The following is a 14490-nucleotide window of genomic DNA, read 5'->3' as shown; positions in this document are numbered from 1 at the left end:
ACCATATCGCTTTCAATTTCCACAATATTCCTTTAATCTGGTGTTATGTCTTGAAAGCTTATAGTACAAATACGTTGAAATCTACAGATTTCATCCAAGAAGAGGTATCCTACATATGAAAAAAAGCATTTATTTAGCCGGGGCTTTTGTCGGTGTCATCGTTGGCGCCGGGTTTGGTTCCGGGCAGGAAATCCTGCAGTTTTTCACTAATTTTGGGATGTTTAGCATCCCCGCGATTCTATTGTCTACCGTTCTATTTGCCTTTGTTGGCATGCAGGTGGCTCAGCTAAGCAGTCATCTTCAAGCCACATCACACAAAGAAATCATCACGGTCCTCTGCGGCCGCTATCTCGGCAATGCGCTTGATATCGTTCTATCATTCTTCTTATTCGGCGTCGGGGTCATCATGATTGCCGGAGCAGGTTCCATCGTTACGCAGCAATTCGGGATTCCTGCTTTCATCGGGGCTATAGGAATGACGGTCATCACCGTCCTGACGATGCTTTTGAAGGTTGAGCGGATTATCGGCATCATAAGCTCAATCACTCCATTCCTGCTCGTGATTGTCATCGTGATTGTTGCCTATGCGCTGATGAAGAATAGCATTAACCCGGATCAAGTCAATCAATATGCGGATAGCACGAAGGCATCCGCTGCTAACTGGGTCTTGAGCGGACTGCTCTATGTATCCTTTAATGTCGCGGTTGGTTTTTCCATGCTTTCAGTGATTGGCGGAACATTCAAGGACAAGAAGCAGGCAGGAATAGGCGGCATCATCGGGGGAATACTGCTAGGGGTTCTGCTTCTTCTTATCAATGCCGGTATGATGACGGATTTAGCCGTCATTAAGAACATGGACATGCCAACGCTTTATTTAGCGAATATGATATCGCCAATCGTCGGGAATGTCTTATCTATCATTCTGCTTGCGATGATTTATAACACATGCGTCGGCATGTTCTACTCCTTTACTGTTCGCTTCGTTCCGCAAGGACGTTATTTTGGGGTATCGGTCAGTGTGGTTGGCATTATCGGTTTTGCGCTGAGCTTTGCCGGGTTCACCACCTTGGTCAATACGGTCTACCCAATCATGGGCTATGTCGGCTTTATGCTGCTTGCCGCCATTACATGGTCATGGATACGATCGGTTCACCATGCACCGCTCCAAAAAAGCTCCATGCAGATTAAGGCGGATAAATTTAATTAACAAACCATAGAAGGCATCGGATCTATTCCGATGCCTTCTGTCTATTTCTATCCACTCGCTTAGCGAATTCATCTAACGTCATGGAACCCGTTACGAAAATTCGCGACAATTCATACTGCCTATCTTTCCCTCCGCTCTCATTAATGGACGTTGCCAAGCCGAAATCATACACCTTTTTCGTTTCATCAATCACCCTTTGATTGAAGCTTCCAAATGGATAGGCTAAGGCTATTACCGGCTTGTTGGTGATTTTCTCGATTGCTTCCTTCGAGCCTTTCAATTCAGCAGCCAGATCTTTAACCTTCGTCAGATTCGGATGAGTCGCTGTATGAGATTGCACAGAAATCAGGCCTGATGCAGCCAGCATGTTTAAATCAGATTTTGATAGACGGTTTTTGCGCCCTAAAAAATCAGAAATCACGAAAAATGTCCCTTTCGGCGTGAAATCATCTGTTTTAAGCTTCTTAAAGATTTCATAGGCTTTCAAATTGTTCTTATATCCATCATCGAAGGTCAGGAATACAGGTTTATTGACCTTCTCCCGCTTATCCCATTCCTCAAAGGTAAGCGGGGTAAATCCATGTTCACGCAAATAAAGAATCTGCTTCTCGAAATCCTCTGGAGACACATATAAATCTTTGTCCCCTTTCCCTTCGAATTTAGCAATGGAATGATACATCAGGATTGGAATTTTCTTTTCCGCCAATACACCACCCGGCAGGCAAAGGACAAGCAAGCAGGCGAGAATGATACTTTTCCGCTTCATAAGATAAGCCTCCTTTTTGTCCTTAACATTTCCCATGGCAGGGATATTATGCTATTGGAGACACAAAAAACTAAAATAGACAAGAGGTCGATGTGCCTGGAGCTATTCCTGCTTTGATTTCTTTACCTTGTCGAAAAGATTTCCGCCGCCCCATATACTTATTATGGTAGGTTATAAATAGAGCGGCTTATTCATTATCCAGCAAGGAGGGAATGCTTTGGTTAAATTAGAAAAGATGAATTCAAGTGAGTTTCAAAGATACCTCCGTTTTGCCATCAAAAACTATGCGGCTGAACATGTTAAAGCAGGAAATTGGGACGAGTCAGAGGCAGTTGGCAAGGCGGCGCAAGAATATGAAAAACTATTGTCTGACGGTGAAAAAACGGCCAATCAATACCTTTTCACCATTCGAGATGGAGAGCATGAGGTCGGGATTATTTGGCTTGCCAAGCGCTCGTCCGAAAAGGGGTTTATTTATGACATCTATATTAGAGAAGAACATCAAGGCAAGGGTTACGGAAAGAAAGCCATGGAAGAAATAGAAAAAGAGGCAAAGAATCTTGGTTTAAAAAGCATAGGACTCCATGTCTTTGGCCATAATGCGGCAGCCAGAGGTTTATATGAAAAAATAGGCTATACGGAAACAGATATCCTCATGGAAAAGAAGCTCACATAACCCTAGCTCATGCCTTCCCTAGTCAAAAGAACTCTCCAGATATCATCCATCCATATTCCCTTATTCCGGATACAGGAGTATAATGAAGGACAGCAAAATGCAGAACTTACAGAAAGAAGAGTGGGTATGGAAAGAGAGAAGAAATTAGGAATTTTGGTTGGGGCAGGCTCTTATTTCATTTGGGGCATCCTGCCGATGTATTGGAAGCTCGCGGGGGAGATTGATGCCATTGAAATACTGGCCCATCGTATGATTTGGTCATTTGTTTTTATGGTGATATTGATTGGAATCTTCGGCAAACGGAACAGTGTCATGGCGGAGCTTAGGCAGATTAGCCGACAGCCGAAGACGCTATTCGCCATCACAGCAGCAACCCTGCTGATTTCCGTGAACTGGTTCTTGTTCATTTTTTCCGTGAATGGCAATCATATTTTATCCGCTAGTCTTGGTTATTACATAAACCCGCTCGTTAATGTGGTTTTTGCGATGTTGCTTCTGAAAGAAAGACTCAGAGCTAGCGAGACAATCGCGGTCTTAATCGCAGCAATTGGCGTGATTCTCCTATCCATCAGTCAAGGGGCCATTCCATGGACTGCCATCAGCCTTGCGATTACATTCAGCCTGTATGGATTGATTAAAAAAACGGTCAAGGTGAATACATGGACCGGACTGACGGTTGAAACCATGCTTCTAACCCCATTGGCGCTTATTTACTTGCTCTTCTTTGCCGAACATGCCTTCATGGGCTATGGAGCAAGCTTGAATGCAGTTGCCATCGGGGGCGGTCTTGTGACGGTCGTGCCGTTGCTCTTGTTCTCATCGGCGGCCAAGCAGATCAGTTATATCATGCTCGGCTTCCTGCAATACTTGGCGCCAACCCTCATGCTGATTGTGGCGGTATTCGTATACGGGGAGACATTGACTGCCTTTGAATGGATATCCTTCCTAAGCATTTGGATAGCCCTTATCATCTATACAACAAGCAATATCGTCTTTGCTAAAAGACAGAAACGGATAGCTCAGTATAAGATGAATGCCAATCACTCCGTATAAATAAACAACGGCGGACAGTTTTCTCTGTCCGCCGTTTTATATGCACGTAACCTTTCAACATATTCGTGAGAGAAATAATTTCAGAAGACCCGGTATGCTCAAACGCACCCAGATTCTCGCAACAATGAATCCGCATAGACTGAAACGTTGGATCATCCGCATGCTAAACAGCTGTTTCATGGGAGTTTCTATCCCCATGCTTTTGCCTATATACTCTTTTCCTTTCCCTGAATTATTCTTCATGGTTTTCCATCCATTTCTTCTCTTCATTTTCGACCACAAAAATTATATCACAATATCATATTATTCCCGCTTTTCTATTAAAATTGTTAGATTGGAGCATAAAAAAGAGACCCTCATCAAAACAGTACTTACTGCTTTGATGAAGGCCTCAGCCCTATACTAATCTTTCGCTTCTTCACACTTTAACGGTATTCCATCAAACTCTCGCATATTTCCTTCGTTTGCGGATACACCTTCTTATAAAGTGCGTAAAGCTTGCGATAGTGCTCCACATTCTCTTGATTTGGCATATATTCATCCTTATAGGCGGTGAATACTTTCGCGCATTCTGCTAAGCTTGCGAATAAGCCGGCGCCATAGGCCGCAAGAATAGCCGCCCCAAGAGCTGGACCTTGCTCCTTATTTAATGTGACGACACGGGCTGAGAAGATATCGGCCTGCATTTGCAGCCACGCCGGATTCTTCGCACCGCCGCCTATTGAGACAATCGTATCAATCGTTTTTCCCTTCTCCCGGAAAATCTCAATCGATTCATTCAAGGAAAATGTAATGCCCTCCATGACAGCCCGGGCGAAATGGGCTCTCGTATGGGTCGCATCCACTCCGATGAAGCTTGCGCGTATCTTCGCATCCGGATGCGGTGTGCGCTCCCCGGATAGATAAGGAGTAAAGAGGAGACCGTTCGCGCCGGGGTGAATATCCTCCACTCCGGCAAGCAATTGCTCCATCGTTTCCTCTTTCGCAAACTGTTCCTTAAACCAGCTGAGCGAGTAGCCGGCGGAAAGTGTGACTCCCATCGTATAGAAGGCATCTTCTTTCCCATGATTGAAATAATGAACGAGTCCGCCGAAATCAAGGTCATCCTCTGCCTCATAGGATAGAATGACTCCAGAGGTGCCAATGCTGCAAAGAGTAGCGCCCTCACTTAGTATATTCGCCCCAATCGCCCCGCAGGCATTATCCGCTCCGCCTGCAAACACCTTCGTTTCTGCTAAAAGACCTGTGTTCCTCGAAAATTCAGGCGTCAGCGTCCCGGCAAAGCCATGTGACTCAAGAAGCGGCGGACAAAGGCTATCCTTTATCCCAAAGATATCACATATCTCCTTGCTCCACTTCTTATTCGGAACATCTAAAAGGAGCGTTCCGGCCGCATCCGAATATTCGCTATGAATCGCCCCTGTCATCTTAAAACGTACATAATCCTTCGGCAGCATGAATACGGACGCCCTCTCAAAAAGGTCTGGCTCATGCTCCTTCACCCATAACAGCTTTGGCAGGGTGAATCCTTCCAAGGCAGGGTTTTTCGTGATAGATAGAATACGCTCCCTGCCTGCCGTCTGATAGATTTCCTCACATTGCTTTGTCGTTCGCGTATCATTCCAGAGAATGGCCGGACGCAGCACTTCATGACTCTCATCCAAGAGAACAAGCCCATGCATTTGCCCAGAGAAGCTGATGCCGACAATATCATCCAAGTTCCCTTTCCCTTCAAACCGCGTGACAAGCTCCTTCAGCACCTCTGTTGTTTGCTCCACCCAGTCCTCCGGTGCTTGTTCACTGTAGCCTGCTTTCTTTTGGATGAGCGGATAAGGTTTCGTTGCCTCACCGCACACCTCTCCCAGCTCATTCATAAGCAAAGCCTTGACCGAGCTTGTCCCAAGGTCAATTCCAATCACATACTTCATCTCTACCGGCTCCTTCCACATCCATTAGCGAAGAACATCTAGTAAATAAGCATTCACAATCGCTCTCAATCGTTCCTGTCTGCCAGACTGATTAGCAATCTCTCCAAGCCCAAGCGCATATTGCTCCAATGACTTCAAGTCTGCTTTTCCTTCGACGATTTCAAGCCCTATGCCATCCTTGAAGCTGCTGTAGCGATCCTCAACGAACTCATCCAGCACCTTGTCATCGATTAACTTCTGCGCGACCTTCGCGCCAATCGCAAAGCTGTCCATGCCAGCGATATGGGCGTGGAATAAGTCTTCCGCTTCAAAGGAGCCCCTTCTCACTTTCGCGTCAAAGTTCAACCCTCCTCTTCCAAGGCCGCCATTCTTGATAATTTCATACATCGCTAATGTCGTAGAATACAAGTCTGTCGGGAATTCATCCGTATCCCAGCCAAGGAGCGGGTCGCCTTGGTTTGCATCAACGGAGCCGAGCATACCATGAATACGGGCAACGCGTAGTTCATGCTCAAATGTATGGCCGGCAAGTGTCGCGTGGTTCGCTTCTATATTAAACTTAAAGGAATCCGCCAAGTCATAGGCTTGCAAGAATGATAGGGCAGTCGCCACATCATAATCATATTGGTGCTTGGTCGGTTCCTTCGGTTTCGGTTCAATCAGGAACTGGGCATCAAAACCGATTTCCTTCGCATAGTCAACCGCCATATGGAAAAGACGGGCCAGATTATCCAGCTCAAGCTTCATATCTGTGTTCAATAATGTCTCATAGCCTTCACGTCCGCCCCAGAACACATAGTTCTGTGCGCCAAGCTCCTTGCCGACTTCAAGCCCCTTCTTAACCTTCGCTGCCGCGTAAGCAAATACATCAGCATTCGGGCTAGTGCCTGCCCCATGTACCCAGCGCGGATGGGAGAACATATTAGCCGTGTTCCAGAGAAGCTTTGTCTTGCTTGTTTTCATGTAATCCTTAATCATCGCGACAATAGCATCCAGATTTTTATTCGTCTCAGCAAGGCTCGTTCCTTCCGGTGCAATATCGACATCGTGGAAGCAGAAGAATGGGACTTGCAATTTTTCGTAGAATTCAAATGAAGCCTCTACACGTGCCTTCGCCAAATCCAATCCAGATAAGTGGTTGTATGGTCTTAGCATCGTGCCTTGTCCGAATGGATCCGTACCCTCTGCGGTAAAAGTATGCCAATAAGACACAGCGAAACGCAGCAATTCTTCCATCGTCTGTCCATTCACTTGCTCTTTCGGATTGTAATAACGGAATGAAAAATCCTTTTGGCTGTTCGGTCCTTCATACTGAATCTGCTGTACATTTGAAAAATAGCTCATCTTTTCTTCCTCCTCGGTCCTTTATGTAATCGTTTACAACCTACAGGAAAATTGTAGCATGGAAAACTTTGTTTGTCTAACGAATAAACAAAGTTTTTAAATTAATCATTCTTATGGTATAACTAATTATAGGAGTACACGAAGGAGAGGAAACAATGAAGTGGAATCAGCAAGTTGTCAAACTGAACAATAAACAAATCATCCTGCAGGCAATCCGCGATAAGGCGCCAATCTCACGTGCCGACTTATCCCAAATGCTCGGACTGACTAAAGGAACAATCTCCTCTCTAGTGAGTGAACTGATTGAGGAGAATCTTTGCTTGGAATCAGGCCCCGGAGAATCAAGCGGCGGCAGACGCCCTGTCATGCTTCTATTCAATAACAGCGCTGGATATACCATCGGCATTGATGTCGGTGTCAATTACATACTCGGCATACTGGCCACCTTGGACGGAGCGATCATCCGCAAGAAAAAACAACGAACCGAAAATAAGGATTATCCCGCTGCTGTCGCCAAGATTATCTCCATGATTCAGGATCTTCACCAATCCGTTCCTGAAAGCCCTTATGGCGTTGTCGGTATCGGCATCGGAATTCCCGGTATTGTCAATAACGAAGGCGATATCTTACTTGCCCCAAACCTTGGATGGGAGCATAAGAATCTCCGTCAGGAAATCGAGAACGCTTTCTCTATCCCAGTCATCATTGAAAATGAGGCAAATGCAGGCGCCTATGCGGAGAAAACCCTCGGTGCTGGCCAGGAATGTGACAATATGGTCTATGTCAGTGCCGGCATCGGGATTGGCGTCGGCTTTATCTTGAACGGACAGCTCTTTAAAGGGTCTAACGGGATATCCGGTGAAATGGGGCATATGTCCATCCAATATGACGGACTCCCTTGCCCATGCGGAAATAAAGGCTGCTGGGAGTTATACGCATCTGAACGCGCATTGCTTAGGAAGGCCGAATCCCTTCTGCCTGACCAGAATGATCTTTCCCTGGAGGATTTGATGAATCCAGAAGCTCATGATCTGAAACCGCTATTTTGTGAGGTTGGAACCTTTCTCGGCATCGGCATCACCAATATCGCCAATACGTTCAATCCTGAGAAAATCATCATCGGCAACCGGCTTGCTATGGCAAAGGACTTGATGACAGATTCCATCATGTCAACGGTAAAGAAAAGAAGCCTAAAGAACAGTCAAACCGATCTTCAAATCAGCTTCTCCAATCTATCCGTCTATTCGGCCGCATTAGGAGCCGCCGCCTTTGGGGCAGAGCATTTTCTTGCGATGGATCTGCATCAAAAAAAGGTAAATATCTTTTAGTATTTACCGATAAGTATCATGTAAGAGTAATCGCAGCTGCTCTCAATTCCTTAAAACCCTCCTTCCTGCTGGTTAGGAGGGGATTTTTTTGCCTAAATAAGGAGCCTGCCCTAATTGAGCAAGCCCCTTTGCTTTACTAAAACTTGATGGTTTTATTCATGTCAGAAGGATCTTTTTCATCACTGCCTGTCATTTTCTTGAACAGGTTAACCGCATTCTTCGTCATGCTGCCCGTTTCCCAATACTCAGCAGACCTGACATTCACCTTCAACAAAACTAAATTAGGATCATCATAGGAAGTATCAAGCATCTTCTCATACGCTTTATTCCAATACTCACGCTTCTTGTCCATGTCCTCAACGATTTCTACTTTCCCGCTGACAGAGACATAGGATTTGCCTGCATAGGAGACGTTCACTTCACTATCATGCAGGATCTCGCGGTATTTATCCGTATCCTTCATCGTGAAGAACCAGAGGTCGCCATCAAATTCGACCTCCTGTGTCATCATCGGGCGTGAGAGCAGCCCTTCTGGTGTGCTCGTTGTCAGCATAGCTGTATCAATATCTTTAATTAAATCACGCAGTTTTTCAATTTCTTCTTTGTTATAGTTATTCATCATCCTGTTATTTCCTCCCTTAGCTTTTGTAGGTATGATACCCTTCTAGATTCCTCTTAATCATTTCTAGCGATATAAAAAACAGCCAAGCAAATGGCTTTGGCTGAAGAACGTTATCCGATAAAAATATCTTCCTCTGGATAGCGGATTTTCGATTCCTTTGATCTTGCAAAAGAGAACGCCAATGTCAAAGGTCCAATACGACCGATGAACATGAGAATAATAATCAGTATCCGCCCAACCAGTGATAAATCAGGTGTAAACCCCATCGAGAGCCCAACGGTCCCAAAGGCCGAGAATGACTCAAAGAGGATGACAGACATTGGTGCCTCCTCGGTAATGGTCAGCAGGAACGCTGTCAGAAAGACAAAGAAAAGTCCAATCATGGTCACTGCCAATGATTTGATGACAACGGTTTGATGAATGTTGCGTTCAAACATAGCCGGATTCTTCTGCCCCCGGATATAGCCCAAAACAGACCAGACGATGACGACGAAGGTTGTTACCTTAATCCCGGACCCGGTAGAAGCGCTGCCGGCACCGATAAACATGAGCAGCATAATCAAAAGCAGGGATCCGTTTGTCATATCGGCGATATCAACTGTATTGAAACCAGCCGTACGCGGAGCAATTCCCTGGAAATATGACACCCACAGCTTCTCTCCAAGCGGCAGCGAGCCAATCGTCGCCTCGTTTGAATATTCGAGCAGGAATAACAAAAGAATCGCTGTCACATTCAGCACCAATGTCCCGATAAGCATGATTTTCGAATGGAGCTTCAGGTTCTTAAAATTCCGCTTATTCGACAGATCAACGAATACAGTAAACCCGAGACCGCCGGTAATAATAAGAAAAGATATGACCAAATTGATGAGCCCATCATGCGAAAATCCAATTAAATTATCCGAAAACAGGGCAAAACCCGCATTATTAAAGGCCGAAACCGAATGAAACAAGCTATAGAACAAACCTCTCACAGCCCCATATTCCGGAATCCATTTGAGCGAGAGAATGGCAGTGCCGGCAAGCTCAACTGCGAGCGTAAAAATGAATAAGATTTTCACGAGGCGGATGACACCGCCAATAGAGGTTTGGTTAAATGATTCCTGCATGAGGAGCCTCTCCTTCAGGCCAATCCTCTTCCCAAGCAGGATGAGCGTAAAGATGGCAAAGGTCATCAAGCCGAGGCCTCCGATTTGGATCATGACAATCATCACGCATTCCCCGAAGACCGAGAGAGTTGTCCCTATATCTATCACGCTAAGCCCAGTCACCGTCGTCGCTGATGCCGCCGTGAAGAACGCCTCCATCCAGGTGATTTCCGCCTTGGTCGAGATCGGCATCTTAAGAAGCAGGGTTCCCAGGAGGATAACGAGCGCAAACCCCAGCGCCAGAACTTGAGGGGGTGTGAGATTGATCATTTTCCGCTTTCTTTGCTTCATCCTCATCCCCCTATGCTATAATTCTTTTTCGCTAAATTGGGTGAGATCTGATTTCTTGCCAATCATCATCAAGATATCCCCCTCTTGGATGACTTCACCCGGAAGTGGCGTCATAATTAACTCAGCGTTTCGCCAAATGGCCACAACCGTGCAGCGGTACCGCTGGCGAATGTTAACCTCAACCAGCGTTTTCCCTGCAAGCTTATCCGTCGCCTTAATTTCCATCATGCTATGCTCTTCTGTTAGTGAAATATAATCAATGACATGCTGGGAGACGAGATGCTGTGCGATACGCGTGCCCATATCCTTCTCCGGGTGTATGATACGGTCAGCCCCAATCTTCTCAAGCACCTTATGGTGATACTCATTCTGAGCCTTCACCCATACATTCTCCACGCCGATTTCTTTTAATATCAAGGTCGTGAGGATACTTGCCTGGATATCATCTCCGATCGCAACGATGACATAGTTGAAGTTCTTGATGCCAAGCGCCTTAATCGTCGCTTCATCTGTCGTATTGGCAATCATCGCATGCGTAGAGTAAGCAGAGTATTCCCGGACCAAGTCTTCATTGGCATCAATCGCTAAGACCTCACGTCCCATATTGAATAGCTCTCTCGTTACCGCGCCGCCAAATCGGCCAAGTCCGATGACTGCATATTGTACTTTCGATCCCATCATCAGCCCTCCCTGTTCGTCATTAGTATATTGAAATACAATAAATTTCATCCAAAATCTTTAAGTTCAGGAAATATAAAAAGCAAGGTTAGTGGTGCTAACCTTGCTTCTGCGTTAATTCCCCATTTTTCTTGAGGTAATCTTCTTATAATTCTCTGTTTCCGTTTTCTTTGACACATCTGAAATCGACTTCCTGTTTCCGCCTTCTCTTCCGTTGCTTCAGCAGCCTGCTTCACCGTCCTGATGCTTCCCTTTTTCCCTGAGCAGTCAAACAAAAGAACCCTACAGACAATCATCATCCAGCAACCTATTAATCTCCTCACCTTAATATATCAATATAATTCATTTCGTATTTTTAAACATAAGCAGAAAAAAAGGTATATTCTATTTAAGAAGTTGTGTGCAGAGAAGATTACATTTGCTAAAAAAAGGGTAAATATAATTGTATAAAGTTCGACCAAATTCGACATAAAGGATGTTGAGAACCATGAAAACATTCAAAGTTGGTGACCGAGTCTATGTAAAAGAGGGTACCGAAATGATTGAGGGCACAGTTGCCAAAGTCGATATGGACAATGGAATTGCAACTGTTTATTTCGAAAAACCTTACTACAACCTAAGAACAAGAAAATTCCATTATACAGCCTTGCGTACAATGGACGAAACAGAATTAACAGCTGATGACTATTTAGACTTAATGAACCTAGCCCTCTCTCTTGGGGATGATGAGCTATTCGAATCTTTCAAGCAAGATTTGAATAACTGCAATACGCTCAGCTAATTCTTTCCCATCTATATAAATAGCAGGATTCAACTTAATCGCTAGGCGGAGATGACTCCGCCTTTTTGTTTGCTTACATATGAAGAAAAGGATGGCTGCCTAAATTCGGCGCCATCCTTTCTTTACTGCTTACTGGTCATTCGATTAATGTTTATCTTTTGTTCTCGTATAATATAAACCGATACCAGCAAACATGAACATAACTAATGCTAAGAAGAGGTTCAATCCATCATCGCCTGTTTTTGGATTCACAATATCCTTCACAGTCGCCACTACCTTTTCGGTTGTGGTTGGCTCTTCCACCTCAACAGCCACTCCTAATACATCTGTGACAATAACCGTTGCTGTAGCTTTTTGGACGATTTCTTCCCCATCAATCGTTACAGTTGCTACTGCAAGGTTGGTTAATTCACCGATATCATCACTAGTCGCTTCATGGGTAACTGTGAATGTTTTAGTTTCCCCTACATCCAGCTGGCTGATTGTTTCATCAAGGCCAACCATTTCATCGATGACCTTCACATCAGTCAATGCTGTATTGCCTGTGTTAGTGACATCGATGGTGTAGGTGATGGTTTCACCCACTTCGACTTCGTCTTTGTCGGCTGTTTTGTTGATTGTAAGACCTGGGTCACTTTCAACAACGATTATTGCATCATCTTCGTCAAAGATACCTGTGTCGTTGTCGCCAACTTTGACTGTTGCAATATTCTTATATGTTGTACCGGCCACATCTGTCATCGGAATCTCGAAGTAAACATCAAATGTTCTTGTTTCTCCAGCTGCCAAATCAAATGGACCATCATAACCCTCAGCAGTCAAATCGATATATCTTTCGCCGTTTCTCAAGAATACACCTTCTAGGGAGATACCTTCTAAATCCACATTACCATCATTCGTTACCGTAATAGTATAGTGGACCTTGTCCCCATTTTTGTATTCCTCTTTATCGGCTGTTTTATCGATTTTAAGGCTAGGTTCACTTTCCACAATGACGATTTCTTCATCTTCGTCAATGATTTCAGTGTCGCCAACTTTAACTTTGACTTCAACAACATTCTTATATGTTGTACCGCCTTTGTCAGCTTCAGGAATCTTGTAGTAGACATCAAATACTACTGATTTACCTGCCTTCAAATCAAATGGACCATCATAGCCTACAGCAGTCAATTGCTCGATATCGCTATTGCCGTCTTTGGAGAATACACCTTCTAGGGAGATGCCTGCCAAATCCACGTTGCCATCATTGGTTACCGTAATAGTATAGTGGACTTTGTCTCCGTTTTTGTATACTTCTTTATCGGCTTTTTTAACGACTTTAAGGCTAGGGTTTTCTTTGATGTTTTCGATAGTTTTCGCAACAACTTTATGATCCTTATCGATTGTTACCTTCCACTCTGTTTGTTTACCAAATAGGTAACCTTCAGGAGCTTTCGTTTCCACTAATGTGTATTCACCATATTTAAGTTCATCAAATGCGGCAAATCCATTCTTATCAGTTTTTACGATTTGCTCATTACCATCTTTGTCAGTAAGAGTGAATTCTGCACCTTCCAAGACTTTAGTATCGTCTTTGGAATCAACTTTCTTCACTTCTAAGCTACCTACAGGCCCATAAACGTTAACAAACGTGACTTCAGAAGTGTTATTTTTCTTAACTTCTATTACACCAGAAGTATAGTCGTTTTCTGATTTACTGGCAGCTTTTCCATTCACATGGACACCATTAAGGATATATCCATCGTATGCATCACTTGGATCAATTTCCACAATGGAATATTCACCAGGTGTTAAGGCTGTAAGTGTTTTACTTTCTCCAGCAGGCAAGGTAATAGTTTGTTTATAATCCTTACCTGTAATGATGAAGGTGAACTCAGCTCCCTCTACATTCATCTCATCATCTTCAGAATCGACCTCTTTTTTCACCGTCAAGCTACCACGTTCGTAGTTATTGGTGATGGTGTAGCCGTTAGCCGCATCGCCAGTGATAACTGCGGTGTAGCCTTCCACCTCTTCTTCTATCACGGTGTAGTCGATCCGCTTACCATTTTTATTCACGTCGAGGTTTGTCCAAGTGTACGCCCACTCATTCTCTGCATTTAACTTAACTGGTTCACCAAAGGCTTCGCCATTGGCTTGAAGCTGCACTGTTACGGAGTCTGGGCGCTTTTCATCGTGGTTATCTTGGTCATCCCATTTCTTCTCGACGGAGACGGTAGTCTGCGCAACCTTATGGGTGTTGGTGATGATGTAGCCGCCTTCCGCTTCGCTGATAGTTGGCGTATAGCCTTTTACCTCATCCTCGACCACCGTGTACTTGATCTGCTCACCATTTTTATTCACGTCGAGGTCTTTCCAAGTGTACGCCCAGTCGTTCTTCGCGTTAAGCTTAACCGGGTCTCCATAGGATTCCCCATCAGCCATAAGCTGCACTGTTACGGAGTCAGGACGGATGCCGTCCTGGTTATCTTGGTCTTCCCATTTCTTCTCGACGGAGACATTAGTCTGCGCAACCTTATGGGTGTTGGTGATGATGTAGCCGCCTTCCGCTTCGCTGATAGTTGGCGTATAGCCTTTTACCTCATCCTCAACCACCGTGTACTTGATCTGCTCGCCATTTTTATTCACGTCGAGGTCTTTCCAAGTGTACGCCCAGTCATTCTGCGCG

General features: G+C 44.7%; 13 protein-coding genes (1 of these 13 cut by a window edge). 5 read left to right on the top strand and 8 right to left on the bottom strand.

Annotation, left to right across the window (positions count from 1 at the left end; translation table 11 throughout):
* Nucleotides 1–115 precede the first annotated feature (115 nt).
* The gene (locus tag CYL18_RS02655) at nucleotides 116–1207 is read left to right on the top strand and encodes a YkvI family membrane protein (protein ID WP_104847904.1); all 1092 of its coding nucleotides are present in this window, start codon (nucleotides 116–118) and stop codon (nucleotides 1205–1207) included.
* Between the two features lie 22 nt (nucleotides 1208–1229).
* On the opposite strand, the gene CYL18_RS02650 is transcribed toward CYL18_RS02655, so the two are convergent.
* A complete protein-coding gene (locus tag CYL18_RS02650) occupies nucleotides 1230–1973 on the bottom strand; it encodes a polysaccharide deacetylase family protein (protein ID WP_104847903.1) in 744 nt (247 codons plus the stop codon).
* A gap of 217 nt (nucleotides 1974–2190) precedes the next feature.
* Between CYL18_RS02650 and CYL18_RS02645 the strand changes: the two genes are divergently transcribed.
* Both CYL18_RS02645 and rarD read left to right on the top strand, forming a co-directional pair.
* The gene (locus CYL18_RS02645) at nucleotides 2191–2649 is read left to right on the top strand and encodes a GNAT family N-acetyltransferase (RefSeq protein WP_104847902.1); all 459 of its coding nucleotides are present in this window, start codon (nucleotides 2191–2193) and stop codon (nucleotides 2647–2649) included.
* Nucleotides 2650–2775: 126 nt separating this feature from the next.
* Complete coding sequence (gene rarD, locus CYL18_RS02640; RefSeq protein WP_104847901.1) at nucleotides 2776–3702, top strand: EamA family transporter RarD; 927 nt, start codon at nucleotides 2776–2778, stop codon at nucleotides 3700–3702.
* A 425-nt stretch (nucleotides 3703–4127) separates the two neighbouring features.
* On the opposite strand, the gene xylB is transcribed toward rarD, so the two are convergent.
* Entirely contained in the window at nucleotides 4128–5630 is a 1503-nt protein-coding gene (gene xylB, locus CYL18_RS02630) for a xylulokinase (protein ID WP_104847899.1), read from the bottom strand.
* Nucleotides 5631–5654: 24 nt separating this feature from the next.
* Nucleotides 5655–6974 (bottom strand): xylose isomerase, encoded by a 1320-nt coding sequence (xylA, locus tag CYL18_RS02625; protein WP_104847898.1) that lies wholly within the window; start codon nucleotides 6972–6974, stop codon nucleotides 5655–5657.
* 155 nt (nucleotides 6975–7129) lie between these two features.
* Between xylA and CYL18_RS02620 the strand changes: the two genes are divergently transcribed.
* On the top strand, nucleotides 7130–8302 hold the full coding sequence (locus CYL18_RS02620) for an ROK family transcriptional regulator (RefSeq protein ID WP_104847897.1): 1173 nt from the start codon (nucleotides 7130–7132) through the stop codon (nucleotides 8300–8302).
* A gap of 136 nt (nucleotides 8303–8438) precedes the next feature.
* On the opposite strand, the gene CYL18_RS02615 is transcribed toward CYL18_RS02620, so the two are convergent.
* From CYL18_RS02615 to CYL18_RS02600, 4 genes are all read right to left on the bottom strand, one after another.
* Nucleotides 8439–8924, bottom strand: coding sequence for a pyridoxamine 5'-phosphate oxidase family protein (locus CYL18_RS02615; protein ID WP_104847896.1), 486 nt, complete (start codon nucleotides 8922–8924; stop codon nucleotides 8439–8441).
* 110 nt (nucleotides 8925–9034) lie between these two features.
* Nucleotides 9035–10363, bottom strand: coding sequence for a TrkH family potassium uptake protein (locus CYL18_RS02610; RefSeq protein WP_236636199.1), 1329 nt, complete (start codon nucleotides 10361–10363; stop codon nucleotides 9035–9037).
* 15 nt (nucleotides 10364–10378) lie between these two features.
* The gene (locus CYL18_RS02605; RefSeq protein WP_104847894.1) at nucleotides 10379–11044 is read right to left on the bottom strand and encodes a potassium channel family protein; all 666 of its coding nucleotides are present in this window, start codon (nucleotides 11042–11044) and stop codon (nucleotides 10379–10381) included.
* A 44-nt stretch (nucleotides 11045–11088) separates the two neighbouring features.
* Nucleotides 11089–11277, bottom strand: coding sequence for a hypothetical protein (locus tag CYL18_RS02600; protein ID WP_146102803.1), 189 nt, complete (start codon nucleotides 11275–11277; stop codon nucleotides 11089–11091).
* A 251-nt stretch (nucleotides 11278–11528) separates the two neighbouring features.
* Between CYL18_RS02600 and CYL18_RS02595 the strand changes: the two genes are divergently transcribed.
* The gene (locus CYL18_RS02595) at nucleotides 11529–11822 is read left to right on the top strand and encodes a KOW domain-containing RNA-binding protein (RefSeq protein ID WP_104847892.1); all 294 of its coding nucleotides are present in this window, start codon (nucleotides 11529–11531) and stop codon (nucleotides 11820–11822) included.
* A gap of 144 nt (nucleotides 11823–11966) precedes the next feature.
* Here CYL18_RS02595 and CYL18_RS02590 read toward each other — a convergent pair whose 3' ends face one another.
* A protein-coding gene (locus tag CYL18_RS02590; RefSeq protein WP_456238402.1) for a Cna B-type domain-containing protein crosses the window boundary here: on the bottom strand, nucleotides 11967–14490 show its 3' portion. The gene runs 2780 nt beyond the window's last position; the window shows 2524 of its 5304 coding nt (coding positions 2781–5304); its start codon lies beyond the right edge, outside the window; its stop codon occupies nucleotides 11967–11969.

The sequence above is a fragment of the Pradoshia eiseniae genome (assembly GCF_002946355.1).
In the GTDB taxonomy this organism is placed as follows: domain Bacteria; phylum Bacillota; class Bacilli; order Bacillales; family Pradoshiaceae; genus Pradoshia; species Pradoshia eiseniae.
This window is presented reverse-complemented; position numbering and strand designations above follow the sequence as displayed.